Annotated in this window: 9 protein-coding genes; 7 read left to right on the top strand and 2 right to left on the bottom strand. The window is 70.6% G+C overall.

The genetic code is table 11. The annotated features are described in order from the left end of the window. Nucleotides 1-65: 65 nt before the first annotated feature. The gene (locus tag ACWDX6_RS23375) at nt 66-1,094 is read right to left on the bottom strand and encodes a LacI family DNA-binding transcriptional regulator (protein ID WP_451486829.1); all 1,029 of its coding nucleotides are present in this window, start codon (nt 1,092-1,094) and stop codon (nt 66-68) included. Nucleotides 1,095-1,119: 25 nt separating this feature from the next. Further along, complete coding sequence (locus ACWDX6_RS23370) at nt 1,120-2,874, bottom strand: glycoside hydrolase family 13 protein (RefSeq protein WP_451486828.1); 1,755 nt, start codon at nt 2,872-2,874, stop codon at nt 1,120-1,122. Between the two features lie 346 nt (nt 2,875-3,220). Here ACWDX6_RS23370 and ACWDX6_RS23365 point away from each other — a divergent pair, with 346 nt between their 5' ends. From ACWDX6_RS23365 to pulA, 7 genes are all read left to right on the top strand, one after another. Next, nucleotides 3,221-4,495: an extracellular solute-binding protein gene (locus ACWDX6_RS23365; RefSeq protein ID WP_451486827.1), complete on the top strand. Its 1,275-nt coding sequence runs from the start codon at nt 3,221-3,223 to the stop codon at nt 4,493-4,495. A 20-nt stretch (nt 4,496-4,515) separates the two neighbouring features. Next, nucleotides 4,516-5,529: a carbohydrate ABC transporter permease gene (locus ACWDX6_RS23360; protein ID WP_451486826.1), complete on the top strand. Its 1,014-nt coding sequence runs from the start codon at nt 4,516-4,518 to the stop codon at nt 5,527-5,529. Further along, on the top strand, nt 5,523-6,392 hold the full coding sequence (locus ACWDX6_RS23355; RefSeq protein WP_451486846.1) for a sugar ABC transporter permease: 870 nt from the start codon (nt 5,523-5,525) through the stop codon (nt 6,390-6,392). Before ACWDX6_RS23360 ends, ACWDX6_RS23355 begins: the two co-directional genes overlap by 7 nt. Nucleotides 6,393-6,454: 62 nt before the next feature. After that, nucleotides 6,455-8,146: a glycoside hydrolase family 13 protein gene (locus ACWDX6_RS23350; RefSeq protein ID WP_451486825.1), complete on the top strand. Its 1,692-nt coding sequence runs from the start codon at nt 6,455-6,457 to the stop codon at nt 8,144-8,146. After that, complete coding sequence (locus ACWDX6_RS23345; RefSeq protein ID WP_451486824.1) at nt 8,134-9,195, top strand: LacI family DNA-binding transcriptional regulator; 1,062 nt, start codon at nt 8,134-8,136, stop codon at nt 9,193-9,195. Before ACWDX6_RS23350 ends, ACWDX6_RS23345 begins: the two co-directional genes overlap by 13 nt. 150 nt (nt 9,196-9,345) lie before the next feature. Further along, a complete protein-coding gene (locus ACWDX6_RS23340; protein WP_451486823.1) occupies nt 9,346-11,046 on the top strand; it encodes a carbohydrate-binding module family 20 domain-containing protein in 1,701 nt (566 codons plus the stop codon). Nucleotides 11,047-11,114: 68 nt separating this feature from the next. After that, the gene (gene pulA, locus ACWDX6_RS23335) at nt 11,115-16,499 is read left to right on the top strand and encodes a pullulanase-type alpha-1,6-glucosidase (RefSeq protein ID WP_451486822.1); all 5,385 of its coding nucleotides are present in this window, start codon (nt 11,115-11,117) and stop codon (nt 16,497-16,499) included. The last annotated feature ends 104 nt before the right edge of the window (nt 16,500-16,603 follow it).

The following is a 16,603-nucleotide window of genomic DNA, read 5'->3' as shown; positions in this document are numbered from 1 at the left end:
TCATCCTCCGGTCGGGTTCGCCGCGCATGTGGTCCGCCTCGGGATGGAGGCGGGGCGCACCGGGATCAGGGGTTCCTCGGGGTCGGGGCGGAAGCGGTTGAACCGCGAACCACCAGTTCGGGCATGAAGACGAACTCACTGTGCGGGGCGGGGGTCCCCCCGACCTCTTCGAGCAGCGCGCGGACCGCCGCCTGCCCCATCGCCTGCACGGGCTGGCGGATGGTGGTCAGCGGCGGATCGGTGAACGCTATGAGCGGCGAGTCGTCGAAGCCGACCACCGACACGTCCTTGGGTACGTGCAGCCCCCGCTGCCGGGCGGCTCGGATGGCGCCGAGGGCCATCATGTCGCTGGCGCAGACGATGGCGGTGCAGCCGGCGGAGATCAGGGCGCCCGCGGCGGCCTGGCCGCCCTCCAGGGTGTAGAGGGAGTGCTGGATCAGTTCCTCCGACTCCTCGGCGGAGAGGCCGAGCCGGTCCCGCATGCCGAGCTGGAAGCCCTCGATCTTGCGCAGCACCGGTACGAACCGCTTGGGCCCGACCGCGAGGCCGATCCGGGTATGGCCGAGCGCGGCCAGGTGCGTCACGGCCAGCTGCATCGCGGCCCGGTCGTCGGGCGACACGAAGGGAGCCTGGACCTTGGGGGAGAAACCGTTGATCAGGACGTACGGGACACCCTTGCCGCGCAGCTGGTCGTAGCGCGTCATGTCGGCCGTGGTGTCGGCGTGCAGTCCCGAGACGAAGATGATGCCGGAGACCCCGCGCTCGACGAGCATGTCGGTGAGCTCGTCCTCGGTGGACCCGCCGGGGGTCTGGGTGGCGAGGACGGGGGTGTAGCCCTGCCGGGTCAGGGCCTGCCCGATGACCTGCGCGAGCGCGGGGAAGATCGGGTTGTCCAGTTCGGGGGTTATGAGCCCCACGAGTCCGGCGCTGCGCTGGCGCAGCCGCACGGGACGCTCGTATCCGAGGACGTCGAGTGCGGCAAGCACGGATTCACGGGTGGCCGCGGCCACACCGGGCTTGCCGTTGAGCACGCGGCTGACTGTGGCTTCACTGACCCCCGCCTGGGCTGCGATGTCGGCAAGCCGCGCGGTCATGGGATTGGACTGTACCGGGCGCACGTCAGATTGCCCACCAGACGCAGGACTCGGGAGGAACCCGGACCGTGCGCGGCTCGGGCCCGGCGGGGGCGGCCGGTGTCAACTCGCGGGTGGGGGAGGGGAGTACGGGATCGGTGTCGGTGCCCGCTCCGGTCCCCTGGCCGCCGGCGCTGCTCAGCAGGAGCGAGACGGGCACGGCCTCGGGCCCGGTCCCGGACTCGTCCACGGTGATGTCGGCGGAGCGGGCCGTCGTGTTCAGGGCCACCAGCACGTCACCGCCGTCGGCGCGGCGCCGGAAGGCCAGGACGCCGGCCGGGACCTCCAGCCACTCCACCGCGTCGCCCGCGCCGAGGGCGGGGTGCTCCCGGCGCAGCCGGAGGGCCGCGCGGTACAGCTCCAGGGTGGAGCCGGGGACGCCGCTCTGGGCCGCGACGCTCAGCGCGGCCCACTCGGGAGGCTGGGGGAGCCAGGAGCCGGCCGGGCCGAAACCGAAGGAGGGGCCCTCGGCCGTCCACGGAAGCGGGACGCGGCAGCCGTCGCGCAGCCCGTCCTGGCCCTCCCCGCGCAGGAACGCCGGATCCTGCCGGAGGCGGTCCGGGAGGTCGGTGACCTCCGGCAGACCCAGCTCCTCGCCCTGGTAGAGGTAGACGGAGCCGGGCAGCCCCAGCATCAGCAGCGCCGCCGCCCGGCCCCGCCGCAGGCCGGTGGCCGGGTCGCCCGCGCCGTACCGCGTGGTGTGCCGGACCACGTCGTGGTTGGAGAGCACCCAGGTGGTGGGCGCCCCGACCGAGGCCGTGGCCCGCAGCGACTCCTCGACCACCGACCGCAGCGCCGCCGCGTCCCAGGGGCAGTTGAGGAACTGGAAGTTGAACGCCTGGTGCAGTTCGTCCGGGCGTACGTAGAGGGCGAGGCGTTCCGGGGTCGGCGCCCACGCTTCGGCGACCCCGATGCGATCGGGGCCGTACGACTCCAGCAGCCGCCGCCACCCGCGGTGGATCTCGTGGACGCCGTCCTGGTCGAAGAACGGCAGCCGCTGGGTGCCGATGAGCCGCGCCTGCCGGCCGTGCCCGATGTCGGGCAGGCCCTCCGCCTTGACCATGCCGTGGGCGACGTCGATCCGGAAGCCGTCCACGCCGAGGTCCAGCCAGAAGCGGAAGACGGAGTCGAACTCGGCCCGCACCTCGGCGTTCTCCCAGTTGAGGTCCGGCTGCTCGGGTGCGAAGAGGTGCAGGTACCAGGACCCGTCCGCCACCCTCGTCCACGCCGGGCCGCCGAAGACCGACTCCCAGTCGTTGGGCGGCTCGGCGCCGTCCTCGCCGCGGCCCGGCCGGAAGATGTAGCGGTCCCGCTCCGGGCCCGCCCCGGCCCGCGCCGCCGTGAACCAGGGGTGCCGCTCCGAGGTGTGGTTCGGGACGATGTCCACGATCACCCTCAGGCCGAGCTCGTGCGCGGTCCGCACCAGGTCGTCGGCGTCCGCCAGATCCCCGAAGACCGGGTCGACCGCGCGGTAGTCCGCCACGTCGTAGCCGCCGTCCGCCTGCGGGGAGGCGTAGAAGGGGGTGAGCCACACCGCGTCCGCGCCCAGCCGGGCCAGATGCGGCAGCCGCTCGCGTGCCCCGCGCAGGTCGCCGATCCCGTCGCCGTCGCTGTCCGCGAAGGAGCGGACGTACACCTGGTAGATGACGGCATCCCGCCACCATGCGGCGCGGCGGCCGCCGTCTTCGCAAGGGCTTGCAAGGTCCGGCAGCGGCGACGGTGAGGTGAGCTCGTGGGCCATGTGGGGTGTCCCTCTCGCGTGTTCCAGGGCCGAGGATCGTAGGGGTGTCGTACTGACAACGAGGTCAGGCCGGTCATGAAACGGTCCTGCAAGGAATGCCGAAAAGGCTTGCAGGCCGCTGGGCGCCCCGCAAGAGTGCCTTTTCCCGCGCTGTCAAGCGATGCGGTGGCAACCTTCGGGACACGCGAATGTAACGATCCCCCGTCCTTGCAGAAATTTCTCGCAAGGTCTTTCGGCTCGTTTTCATCCCTGTTACGTTCCTGGCAACCCGGCGCGCCGCGAGGGAGCGGTCGCATGAGGAAGGTCTTCGCCCCTCGTTCATCCGGGATCGTTTGAAGGAGTTCACATGCGGCGTGGCATAGCGGCCACCGCGCTGGTCGCGGCCCTGGGCGTGACCCTGGCGGCGTGCGGAAGCGACGACGGCGGCACCGGCACCACGAAGGGCTCGGGCGAGCTCTCCGGCACCGTCACCTGGTGGGACACGTCGAACGTCGGCAGCGAGGACAAGGTCTTCAAGAAGCTCGCCGAGGGCTTCACCAAGAAGCACCCGAAGGTCTCCGTCAAGTACGTCAACGTGCCGTTCGGCGAGGCGCAGAACAAGTTCAAGAACGCCGCCCAGTCGGGCTCCGGCGCCCCCGACGTCATCCGCTCCGAGGTCGCCTGGACCCCGGAGTTCGCGGACCTGGGCTACCTCGCCCCGCTCGACGGAACCGCCGCCCTGAAGAACGAGGGCGACTTCCTGGAGCAGGCCGCCGCCTCCACGAAGTACAACGGCAAGACCTACGCCGTTCCGCAGGTCATCGACTCCATGGGCATCTTCTACAACAAGAAGATCTTCAAGGACGCCGGTGTCGAGGCGCCCAAGACCATCGACGAGCTGAAGACCGTCGCCACCAAGATCAAGGAGAAGACCGGCAAGACCGGTCTCTACCTCCGCGGTGACGACGCCTACTGGTTCCTCTCCTTCCTCTACGGCGAGGGCGGTGACATGGTCGACGCCGAGCAGAAGAAGGTCACGATCGATGGCCCCGCCGGTGTGAAGGCCATGAAGGTCGTCAAGGACCTGGTCGACTCCAAGGCCGCCATCACCGACGCCAGCAACGGCTGGGACAACATGCAGGCCGCCTTCAAGGACGGCAAGGTCGCGATGATGATCAACGGCCCGTGGGCCGTGACCGACACCTACGCCGGCAAGGAGTTCGCCGACAAGGCGAACCTCGGCATCGCGCCCGTCCCGGCCGGCTCCGCCGGTCAGGGCGCCCCGCAGGGCGGTCACAACCTCGCCGTGTACGCGGGCTCCAAGAACCTGGAGGCCTCCTACGCCTTCGCCGAGTACATGACCTCCGCCGAGGCGCAGACCACCGCCGCCAAGGAGCTCAGCCTGCTCCCCACCCGCGAGTCGGTCTACATCAAGCCCGACGTCGCGGGCAACGAGATGATCGGCTTCTTCAAGCCGGTCGTCGACAAGGCCGTCGAGCGCCCCTGGGTCCCCGAGGGCGGCAGCCTCTTCGCCCCCCTCCAGGTCGAGTACACCAAGGTCCTCACCGGCCAGACCAGCCCGGAGCAGGGAGCCAAGGCGACGGGTGACGCCTACCGCAAGCTCCTGAAGGACTGGAAGTAACAAGGAAGGCAGGCCGGCTGATGGCTGTGGACACCAGCAGCCAGTCGGTGGCGAAGGCCGCGGGCGACAGCGTCGCCCGCGGCCGGAGCCGCGGTACTGGCACCCCCGAGGGGAAGCTCCGGCGCTCCCTCTCCACCCACTGGTACGCCTGGGCGATGGTCGCCCCGGTGACCGTGGTGATCGGCGTGATCATCGGATATCCGCTGTTCCGGGGTATCTACCTCTCCCTCACCGACGCGAACGAGCGGAACGTCGCCCGGAGCATCGGCGTCAACGAGATCCCGGCCACCTACGAGTTCGTCGGCCTGGACAACTACGCCGACGCGCTCACCGGAAGCCAGTTCCTCGGCACGCTGGGCTGGACGCTGGTGTGGACGGTGTCCTGCGTCTCGGTGACCTTCGTCCTCGGTCTCGGCCTCGCCAACATGCTCAACCGCAGGATCGCCGGCCGCTCCGTCTACCGGATGCTGCTGATCCTGCCCTGGGCCGTGCCCGGCTTCGTCTCCGTCTTCGCCTGGCGCTTCCTCTACGACGAGCGCCGCGGCATGCTCAACCAGATCCTCGCGGGCGGCGGCCTCGACGCCCTGCCCTGGCTCAACGACCCGACCTGGGCCAAGTTCTCGGTCATCGTCGTCAACGTCTGGCTCGGCGTCCCCTTCATGATGGTCGCCCTGCTCGGCGGCCTGCAGTCCATCCCCGGCGAGCTCTACGAAGCCGCCGAGATGGACGGCGCCGGCGCCTGGCAGCGCTTCCGCCACATCACCCTGCCCGGCCTGCGCTCGGTGTCCACCACCGTGATCCTGCTGAGCACCATCTGGACCTTCAACATGTTCCCGGTGATCTTCCTGCTCACGCGGGGCGGGCCCGGCGAGGCCACCCAGATCCTCGTCACGCAGGCGTACAAGTTCTCCTTCGAGATCAGCCCGCGCGACTTCGCCCAGTCGTCCACCTGGGGCGTACTGATCCTGGTCCTCCTGATGATCTTCGCCGCGGTCTACCGGCGAGTCCTCCGCAAGCAGGGAGAAGTCTGGTGACCACCGACGCACTCAAGCGGACCGGCGACGCCCCGCTCCGCGGACGCCGCTCGCCGCTCGCCTCGATCGGGCTGCACGCCACCCTGGCCGCGGCCTCCGTGATCGCCGTCTTCCCCGTGCTCTGGGTCTTCCTGACCTCCATCAAGCCGGCGAAGTACGCCACCACCACGGACTTCTTCCGAGAGACGACGTTCGCGAACTACACCGACCTGCTGGAGAACACCGAGTTCCTCAGCTGGTTCGGCAACTCGCTGCTCGTCGCCGGACTGACCACGCTCCTCGGCGTCTTCATCGCCTCCACCACCGGCTACGCCATCAGCCGCTTCCGCTTCCCCGGCAAGCGCGGACTGATGTGGACGCTGCTGATCACCCAGATGTTCCCGGTCGCCGTCCTGATCGTGCCGATCTACAACATCATGTCGTCGATGGGGCTGCTCAACCAGCCGGCCGGCCTGGTCATCACGTACCTCACCATCGCCGTGCCGTTCTGCGCCTGGATGATGAAGGGCTTCTTCGACACCATCCCGCGCGAGATCGACGAGTCGGGCCAGGTTGACGGGCTCACCCCCTTCGGCACCTTCTGGCGGCTGATCCTGCCGCTCGCCAAGCCGGGCATCGCGGTGACCGCGTTCTACTCCTTCATCACCGCCTGGGGCGAGGTCGCCTACGCCTCCGCCTTCATGGTCGGCGACGAGAACCTCACGCTGGCCGGCGGACTGCAGAAGTTCGTCAACCAGTACGGCGCCCAGTGGGGGCCGATGACCGCCGCCTCCGTGCTCATCGCCATCCCGGCGGCACTGGTCTTCCTCGTCGCCCAGCGGCACCTCGTGACCGGCATGTCCGCCGGCGCGGTCAAGGGCTGAGCGCCCGCGTGGCGGCCCACCCGCCCGTACATGTACGCAACTCCTTACCTCCCAGGGAAGTCATGACCCAGCACCTCGCTGCCCCCGCCGCCCCGACCACCGGCACGCACACGGGCTGGTGGAGAGACGCGGTGATCTACCAGGTCTATCCGCGCAGCTTCGCCGACGGAAACGGCGACGGCATGGGCGACCTGGAGGGCATCCGCAGCCGGCTGCCGTACCTGAGGGACCTCGGCGTCGACGCCGTCTGGCTCTCCCCCTTCTACGCCTCCCCGCAGGCCGACGCCGGGTACGACGTCGCCGACTACCGGGCCATCGACCCGATGTTCGGCACCCTCCTCGACGCCGACGCGCTGATCCGCGAGGCGCACGAGCTGGGCCTGCGGATCATCGTCGACCTGGTCCCCAACCACTCCTCCGACCAGCACGAGTGGTTCCAGCGCGCACTGCGCGAGGGTCCTGGCTCGCCGCTGCGCGAGCGCTACCACTTCCGCGCCGGCAAGGGCGCGGACGGCGAACTGCCCCCCAACGACTGGGAGTCCATCTTCGGCGGCCCGGCGTGGACCCGGGTCACCGAACCGGACGGCACCCCGGGGGAGTGGTACCTGCACCTCTTCGCGCCCGAGCAGCCCGACTTCAACTGGGAACACCCGGCGGTCCGCGACGAGTTCCGCTCCATCCTGCGCTTCTGGCTGGACATGGGCGTCGACGGCTTCCGCGTCGACGTCGCCCACGGCCTGGTCAAGGCCGAGGGCCTGCCCGACATCGGCGCCCACGACCAGCTGAAGCTGCTCGGCAACGACGTCATGCCCTTCTTCGACCAGGACGGCGTCCACGAGATATACCGCTCCTGGCGACGGATTCTTTCCGAGTACTCCCCCTCGGCTTCGCCTGGGGGGACTCCCGGCGAGCGCATCCTCGTCGCCGAGGCGTGGACCCCGACCGTCGAGCGCACCGCGAACTACGTGCGCCCCGACGAGATGCACCAGGCGTTCAACTTCCAGTACCTCGGCACCCATTGGGACGCCGCCGAGCTGCGCCGGGTGATCGACGCCTCGCTCGCCGCGATGCGCCCGGTCGGCGCCCCCGCCACCTGGGTGCTGTCCAACCACGACGTGACCCGGCACGCCACCCGGTTCGCCAACCCGCCTGGCCTCGGCACCCAGCTGCGCGAGCCCGGCGACCGCGAACTCGGGCTGCGCAGGGCCCGGGCCGCGACCCTGCTGATGCTGGCGCTGCCCGGTTCGGCCTACGTCTACCAGGGCGAGGAGCTCGGCCTGCCGGACGTCACCGACCTGCCCGACGAGGTCCGCCAGGACCCGTCGTTCTTCCGGGCCACCGGGCAGGACGGCTTCCGCGACGGCTGCCGGGTGCCCATCCCCTGGACCGTCGAGGGTTCCTCGTACGGTTTCGGCAGCGGCGGCAGCTGGCTGCCGCAGCCCGCCACCTGGGGCGGGCTCAGCGTCGAGGCCCAGGCCGGGGACCCCGGCTCCACCCTGGAGCTGTACCGCAGCGCGCTCGCCGTGCGCCGGGAACAGCCCGGACTCGGTGCGGGCGAGGGTGTCGAGTGGATGGAGGCGCCCGAGGGCGTCCTCGCCTTCCGCCGCGACGGCTTCGTCTGCACCGCCAACACCACCGGCCGGGCCATCTCCGTCCCGCTGCCCGGCCGGTTCCTCCTCTCCAACGAGCCCGTCTCCCACGGGGAAGGGTTCGCGGAGCTGCCCGCCGACACCACCGTCTGGTGGGCGGTGTGACGATCCCCCTGCCGCGGGGCGCCGGGAACGGTGCCCCGCGGCTCGCGGACATCGCGGCCCAGTCCGGCGTCAGCGAGGCCACGGTCAGCCGCGTCCTCAACGGCAAGGCGGGAGTGGCCGGCGCGACCCGGCACCGCGTTCTGGCCGCGCTCGACGTGCTCGGCTACGAACGTCCCGTACGGCTCAAGCGCCGCAGCGCCGGCCTGGTCGGTCTGGTCGTGCCCGAGCTGACCAACCCGATCTTCCCGGCCTTCGCCCAGGTCATCGAGCAGGTCCTGGCCGGGCACGGCTACACCCCGGTGCTCTGCACCCAGATGCCCGGCGGCGCCACCGAGGACGAGCTGGTCGAGCAGCTGGAGGAGCGCGGGGTCAACGGCATCGTGTTCCTCTCCGGGCTGCACGCCGACGCGATGGCCGACCCGAGCCGCTATGTGCGGCTGTCGGCCCGGGGCGTGCCGTTCGTCCTCATCAACGGCTTCAACGAACACGTCGACGCCAACTTCGTCTCGCCCGACGACCGCGCCGCGGCGCGCATGGCCGTACGGCACCTGGTCGAGCTCGGCCATGAACGGATCGGCCTGGCGATCGGCCCCACGCGCTATGTGCCCTCGCGCCGCAAGGCGGAGGGCTTCGCCGCCGAGCTCCACCATCTGCTGGGCATGGAACGGGCGGAGGCCGAACGGTACGTCCGTCCCACGCTCTTCGGTGTCGAGGGCGGGCACGCGGCGGCCGACATCCTGCTCGACCAGGGGTGCACCGGGATCGTCTGCGGGTCGGACCTGATGGCGCTCGGTGTGATCCGCGCGGTCCGCGCCCGGGGCCTGGACGTACCGGACGACGTGTCGGTGGTCGGCTTCGACGACTCGCCGCTGATCGCGTTCACCAGCCCGCCGCTCACCACCGTGCGCCAGCCGGTGCAGGCGATGGCGACGGCCGCGGTGGGGGCGCTCCTTGAGGAGATCGAGGGGAACCCCGTGCAGCGCACGGAGTTCGTCTTCCAGCCGGAGCTGGTGGTCCGCGGATCCACCGCACAGCCGCGCACCCGCTGAGTTTCCGGCGCGTGACGGGAGTGTGTCCAGGGGGTTGACCGGGCGCCGGGGTACTCGTACGGTCACGTCCGAAAACACTTGCTGCTTTCTTGCAGCAAGAGCTTGCGAACTCTTCGCCCCCCCCCGCACCTCCCTTCCCCAGGAGGAAACATGGCCAGAAAGACCGTGGCCGCTGCACTCGCCTTCGTGGCGGGAGCCGCTGTGGCCGTCACGGCGCCCGCCTCCGCGCAGGCCGCACCGCCCGGCGAGAAGGACGTCACCGCGGTGATGTTCGAGTGGAAGTTCGCCTCCGTGGCGAAGGCCTGCACCGAGCAGCTCGGCCCCGCCGGTTACGGCTACGTCCAGGTGTCGCCGCCCCAGGAACGTATCCAGGGCTCCACATGGTGGACCGCGTACCAGCCGGTCAGCTACAAGATCGCCGGACCCCTCGGCGACCGCACCGCCTTCAGGAACATGGTCGACACCTGTCACGCGGCGGGCGTGAAGGTCGTCGCCGACGCCGTCGTCAACCACATGGCGAACGCCTCCGGTACGGGCACCGGCGGCACCTCCTTCTCCAAGTACGACTACCCCGGCCTCTACTCGGGCGCCGACATGGACGACTGCCGCGCGACCATCTCCAACTACCAGGACAGGACCAACGTCCAGAGCTGCGAGCTCGTCGGCCTGCCGGACCTCGACACCGGCGAGGACTGGGTGCGCGGCCGGATCGCCGCCTACCTGAACGACCTGCTCACGCTCGGCGTCGACGGCTTCCGCATCGACGCGGCCAAGCACATGCCGGCCGCCGACCTCGGGAACATCAAGTCACGGCTGACCAACCCGGGCGTCTACTGGAAGCAGGAGGCGATATTCGGCGCGGGCGAGGCCGTCTCGCCCAGCGAGTACCTCGGCAACGGAGACGTGCAGGAGTTCCGCTACGCACGGGACCTGAAGCGGATCTTCGGCTCGGAGAAGCTGGCCCACCTGAGCAACTTCGGCGAATCCTGGGGCTACATGTCCTCCGGCAAGTCCGGGGTCTTCGTCGACAACCACGACACCGAGCGCGGCGGCGACACCCTGAACTACAAGTCGGGCGCCACCTACACGCTCGCCCAGGTCTTCATGCTGGCCTGGCCCTACGGCTCCCCGGACGTCCACTCCGGCTACGAGTGGTCCGACAAGGACGCGGGCGCGCCGAACGGCGGCCAGGTCAACGCCTGCTACAGCGACGGCTGGAAGTGCCAGCACGCCTGGCGCGAGATCGCCTCCATGGTCGGCTTCCGCAACACGGCCCGGGGCACGTCGGTCACCAACTGGTGGGACAACGGCAACAACGCGATCGCGTTCGGCCGCGGCGACAAGGCGTTCGTGGCGATCAACCACGAGGGCTCCTCGCTCAGCCGCACCTTCCAGACCTCGCTGCCGGCCGGCACCTACTGCGATGTGCAGAGCGGCAAGGCCGTGACGGTGAACTCGGGGGGCCAGTTCACGGCGACGCTGGGCGCGAACACGGCGGTGGCGCTGCACGTCGGCGCCAAGACGTGCGGGTCCGGCTCCACGACCCCGCCGCCCGCGAGCAGCGGCGCCTCCTTCAACGTCGACGCCACGACGGCCGTCGGCCAGAACATCTACGTCACCGGCGACCGTCCCGAGCTCGGCAACTGGTCGACGTCCTCGGCCCTGAAGCTGGACCCGGCGCACTACCCGGTCTGGAAGCTGGACGTCTCCCTGCCGGCGGGCACGTCCTTCGCGTACAAGTACCTCCGCAAGGACGCGGCCGGCAACGTGACCTGGGAGTCCGGCGCGAACCGCGTCGCGACGGTCCCCGCCTCGGGCCAGGTCGTCCTGAACGACACGTTCCGCAGCTGACGGCTCCACCCCACAGGGCCGCCCCGCCGGGGGCGGCCCTCCTTCCCGTACCTCCAGGGAGAACCCTCGTGATACGCAAGAGAACGGCGGCCGCCGTGGCCACCGCCCTGTGCGCGGCCCTCGTGCCCGCCCTGCCCGCCGCCGCGGCGCCCCCGCCCCCGCCACCGCCCTCCGACAAGGTGCTCGCCGCGCAGCCCGCCCGCCACGACCTCACCCGGGAGCAGTTCTACTTCGTCCTGCCCGACCGGTTCGCCAACGGCGACACCCGCAACGACCGCGGCGGTCTCACCGGCACCCGTCTCGACACCGGGTTCGACCCCACCGACAAAGGCTTCTACCAGGGCGGCGACCTCAAGGGGCTGACGAAGAAGCTCGACTACATCAAGGGCCTCGGCACCACCTCCATCTGGATGGCGCCGATCTTCAAGAACCAGCCCGTGCAGGGCACGGGCAAGGACGCCAGCGCCGGCTACCACGGCTACTGGATCACCGACTTCACTCAGGTCGACCCGCACTTCGGGACCAACGCCGACCTGGAGAGGCTGATCGACCAGGCCCACGCCAAGGGCATGAAGGTCTTCTTCGACGTCATCACCAACCACACCGCCGACGTCGTCGACTACCAGGAGAAGTCCTACGGCTACCTCTCCAAGGGCGCCTTCCCCTATCTGACCAAGGACGGTGTCCCCTTCGACGACGGCGACTACGCCGACGGTGCCCGGCGCTTCCCGCGCGTGGACGAGGACTCCTTCCCGCGCACCCCGGTGGTCGCCCCGGACAAGAAGGACCTCAAGGTCCCCTCCTGGCTCAACGACCCCACCATGTACCACAACCGGGGCGACTCGACCTTCGCCGGAGAGTCCTCCGAGTACGGCGACTTCGTGGGCCTGGACGACCTGTGGACCGAGCGTCCCGAGGTCGTCGAGGGCATGGAGAAGATCTACCAGCGCTGGGTGCGCGACTTCGACATCGACGGCTTCCGGATCGACACCGTCAAGCACGTCAACACCGAGTTCTGGACCCAGTGGGCCACCGCTCTCGACGAGTACGCCGCCGAGCGCGGCCGCGACGACTTCTTCATGTTCGGCGAGGTCTACTCCGCCGACCCGAAGATCACCTCGAAGTACGTGACCGAGGGCCGCCTCGACGCCACCCTCGACTTCCCCTTCCAGGACGCCGCTCGCGCCTTCGCCTCCCAGAGCGGCTCCGCCGACCGACTGGCCGGCCTCTTCGCCCAGGACTACCGCTACACCACCGACAAGGCCAACGCCTACGAGTCGGTGCCCTTCCTCGGCAACCACGACATGGGCCGCTTCGGCACCTTCCTCAAGCAGGACAACCCGAAGGCCGACGACGCCGAACTCCTGCGGCGCTACCGGCTCGCCAACGAGCTGATGTTCCTCAGCCGCGGCAACCCCGTCGTCTACTACGGCGACGAGCAGGGCTTCACCGGCCCCGGCGGCGACAAGGACTCCCGCCAGACCCTCTTCGCCTCCCGGACCCCCGACTACCTCGACGACGACCGGATCGGCACCGACCGTACGCACGCCCACGACGCGTACGACACCTCGCACCCCCTCTACCGGCAGATCGCCGCCCTCGCCGAGCTCACCCGGAAGAACCCCGCGCTGCGCGACGGCGTACAGCAGCAGCGGTACGCCGAGGGCTCGGTCTACGCCTTCTCCCGTACCGACGCCCGCGCGAAGGCCGGGGCCGCCGAGTACGTGGTCGCCGTGAACAGCTCCACCGAGGCGAAGACCGTCGAGATCCCGACCGGTTCCGCCGCGGGCACCGCCTTCACCGCGATCCACGGCGGTGACGCCCGGGTCACCAGCGGCGCCGACACCAAGGTGAAGGTGACCGTCCCGGCGCTCGGCTCCCTCGTCCTCAAGGCGGCGAAGCCGCTCCCCGCGCCCGCCTCGGCGCCGGCCATCACCCTGAAGGCACCGGCGGCCGGCGCCACCGGCACCGTCGAGATCTCCGCCGACGTCGACGGCGGACAGCTGAACCGCGTCGTCTTCGCCGCCCAGACCGGCAACGGAAAGTGGCAGATCCTCGGCTCCGCGGACCACGCCCCGTACAAGGTCACCCAGAAGATCACCGCCCCGGCCGGCACCGCCCTGCGCTACAAGGCCGTCGTCGTCGACAGCACCGGCCGCACCGCGAGCGCCACCGCGACGACCACCAGCGGCGCCCCGGCCGTCGAGCAGCCGCCGACCGCCACCCAGCGCGACCACGCGATCGTCCACTACAAGCGCGCCGACGGGAACTACGACGACTGGGGCCTCTACACCTGGGGCGACATCGCCGACGGCGAAGGCACCACCTGGCCGGCCGGGAAGCCCTTCACCGGCCGCGACGCCTACGGCGCCTTCGCCTACGTCAAGCTCAAGCCCGGCGCCTCCTCGGTCGGCTTCATCGCCGTGAACAAGGACGGCGTCAAGGACACCGACGCCGACCGGACCATCGACCTCTCCCGCACCGGCGAGGTCTGGATCGAGCAGGGCAGGCCCGACGTCCTCAACGCCGCGCCCGAAGGCGCCTACCCGCCCCAGGACACCACCAAGGCCGTCCTCCACTACCAGCGCGCCGACGGGGACTACGCCGGCTGGGGCCTGCACACCTGGACCGGCGCCGCGAACCCGACCGACTGGTCCAAGCCGCTGCAGCCGGTGCGCACCGACGCCTACGGCGCGGTCTACGAAGTGCCCCTCGCGCCCGGAGCGACCTCCCTCAGCTACATCCTGCACAAGGGCGACGAGAAGGACCTGCCCTCCGACCAGTCCCTCGACCTCAAGGCGAACGGCCACGAGGTCTGGATGCTCGCGGGCCAGGAGAAGTACCTGCTGCCGCAGCCCAAGGGAGGCGGCGCGGCGCTCGACCTCACCAAGGCCCAGGCCGTCTGGATCGACGAGACCACCCTCGCCTGGAACGGCAGCGACGCCGCCGCCTCCAGCGTGCTCCTCTCCTCCAGCGACGGATCACTGGCGGTCGAGAACGGCACCCTCACCGGCGACCGCCAGGCCCTGCGCCTGACCCCGACGCGGCTGACCGACGCCCAGAAGGCCGCGTTCCCGCACCTCAAGGCGTACGGCGCCTTCACCGTCGACCCGCGCGACCGCGACCGCGTCCGCGAAGCCCTCAAGGGCCAGCTCGTGGCCGCCCAGTACGCGGCCAACGGCGCCGTCCTGACCGCCACCGGCGTCCAGCTCGCCGGCGTCCTCGACGACCTGTACGCGCCGAAGGCCACCACGGCCTCCCTCGGCCCGGTGTTCCGCCACGGCCGCCCCACGCTCTCCCTGTGGGCGCCCACCGCCCAGTCCGTCGCGCTCGAACTCGACGGGAAGACCGTGCCCATGCGCCGCGACGACGCCTCCGGCGTCTGGTCGGCCACCGGCACGCGCGCGTGGACCGGAAAGCCGTACCGGTACGTCGTGAAGGTCTGGGCGCCCAGCGTCCAGCGGATCGTCACCAACAAGGTCACCGACCCCTACTCGACCGCCCTGACCACCGACTCGGCCCGCAGCCTCGTCACCGACCTCGCCGACCCGAAGCTGGCCCCCCAGGGCTGGGCCCGGCTGAAGAAGCCGGCCGCCGTGCCGCTGCGGGACGCCCAGATCCAGGAGCTGCACATCCGCGACTTCTCGATCGCGGACCCGACGGCCAAGGCCGACCACAAGGGCACCTACCTCGCCTTCACGGACGCCGAAAGCAAGGGCTCGCTCCACCTGAGGGCGCTGGCCGCCTCCGGCACCTCCTACGTCCACCTCCTGCCCGCCTTCGACATCGGCACCATCCCCGAGAAGAAGTCCGAGCAGACCACCCCCGCTTGTGATCTCAAGGTCTACGCCCCCGACTCCGAGGAGCAGCAGGCCTGCGTGGCCGCCGCCGCGGCCAAGGACGCCTACAACTGGGGCTACGACCCGCTGCACTACACCGTCCCCGAAGGCTCCTACGCCACCGACCCCGAGGGCACCCGCCGCACGGTCGAGTTCCGGCAGATGGTCCAGGCGCTCAACGGCGCCGGACTGCGCACCGTCATGGACGTCGTCTACAACCACACCGTCGCCGCCGGCCAGTCCGACAAGTCGGTCCTCGACCGGATCGTGCCCGGCTACTACCAGCGGCTCCAGGCCGACGGCTCCGTCGCCACCTCCACCTGCTGCGCCAACACCGCGCCCGAGAACGCCATGATGGGCAAGCTCGTCGTGGACTCGGTCGTCACCTGGGCCAAGCAGTACAAGGTGGACGGCTTCCGCTTCGACCTCATGGGCCACCACCCGAAGGAGAACATCCTCGCCGTCCGCAAGGCCCTGGACGCCCTGACCGTCGAGAAGGACGGCGTCGACGGAAAGGCGATCGTCCTCTACGGCGAGGGCTGGAACTTCGGCGAGATCGCCGACGACGCCCGCTTCGTCCAGGCCACCCAGAAGAACATGGCCGGGACCGGCATCGCCACCTTCTCCGACCGGGCCCGCGACGCCGTCCGCGGCGGCGGCCCCTTCGACGACGACCCCGGCGTCCAGGGCTTCGCCTCCGGTCTGTTCACCGAGCCGAACTCCTCGCCCGCCAACGGCACCCCCGAGCAGCAGAAGGCCCGCCTCCTGCACTACCAGGATCTGATCAAGGTCGGTCTGAGCGGCAACCTCGCCTCCTACTCCTTCACCGACACCTCCGGCCGTACGGTCAAGGGCTCCGAGGTGGACTACAACGGCGCCCCGGCCGGCTACGCCGCCGCCCCCGGCGACGCCCTCGCCTACGCCGACGCGCACGACAACGAGACCCTCTACGACGCGCTCGCCTTCAAGCTGCCGGCGGGCACGTCGGCGGCCGACCGGGCCAGGATGCAGGTCCTCGCCATGGCGACCGCGACGCTCTCGCAGGGCCCCGCGCTCTCCCAGGCGGGCTCGGACCTGCTGCGGTCGAAGTCCCTGGACCGCAACTCGTACGACAGCGGCGACTGGTTCAACGCGATCCACTGGGACTGCCGGGACGGCAACGGCTTCGGCCGCGGCCTGCCGCCGGCGGCCGACAACAAGGCCAAGTGGGGGTACGGAAAGTCGCTGCTCACCAATCCGGCGCTCACCGTCGGCTGCGAGGAGATCGACGGCGCCTCGGCCGCCTACCGTGACCTTCAGAAGATCCGCACCACCGAGCCGGTCTTCTCCCTCGCCACCGCCGGGCAGGTCCAGGACGCCCTGTCCTTCCCGCTCTCCGGCACCGGCGAGACCCCGGGCGTGATCACCATGCGCCTCGGCGACCTGGTCGTCGTCTTCAACGCCACCCCGGAGCGGCAGACCCAGAAGGTCACCGCCCTGGCCGGCACGGCCCACCGCCTGCACCCGGTACAGGCGTCGGGCACGGATACCACGGTCAAGTCCGCCTCGTACGAGGCCGGTCCGGGCACCTTCACGGTGCCGGCCCGGACGGTGGCGGTGTTCACCGCACGCTGACCGCGCCCTGACCGCACGCGCGGGGCCGGCCGGGAGACCGGCCGGCCCCGTCGAACAGCCCCACCAGCGCGCCGAGATCCCGGTCGTCCGCCTGCCGGAAGGCC

Source organism: Streptomyces sp. NPDC003027, from assembly GCF_053591435.1.
The sequence above is the reverse complement of the archived record's forward strand: the minus strand, read 5'-3'. Positions and strand labels throughout refer to the sequence as shown.

What these genes read in the sequence shown, in the direction of transcription:
- ACWDX6_RS23375 (WP_451486829.1), bottom strand. Translation starts at nt 1,094, where the DNA reads ATGACCGCGCGGCTTGCCGACATCGCAGCCCAGGCGGGGGTCAGTGAA.
- ACWDX6_RS23370 (WP_451486828.1), bottom strand. Translation starts at nt 2,874, where the DNA reads ATGGCCCACGAGCTCACCTCACCGTCGCCGCTGCCGGACCTTGCAAGC.
- ACWDX6_RS23365 (WP_451486827.1), top strand. Translation starts at nt 3,221, where the DNA reads ATGCGGCGTGGCATAGCGGCCACCGCGCTGGTCGCGGCCCTGGGCGTG.
- ACWDX6_RS23360 (WP_451486826.1), top strand. Translation starts at nt 4,516, where the DNA reads ATGGCTGTGGACACCAGCAGCCAGTCGGTGGCGAAGGCCGCGGGCGAC.
- ACWDX6_RS23350 (WP_451486825.1), top strand. Translation starts at nt 6,455, where the DNA reads ATGACCCAGCACCTCGCTGCCCCCGCCGCCCCGACCACCGGCACGCAC.
- ACWDX6_RS23340 (WP_451486823.1), top strand. Translation starts at nt 9,346, where the DNA reads ATGGCCAGAAAGACCGTGGCCGCTGCACTCGCCTTCGTGGCGGGAGCC.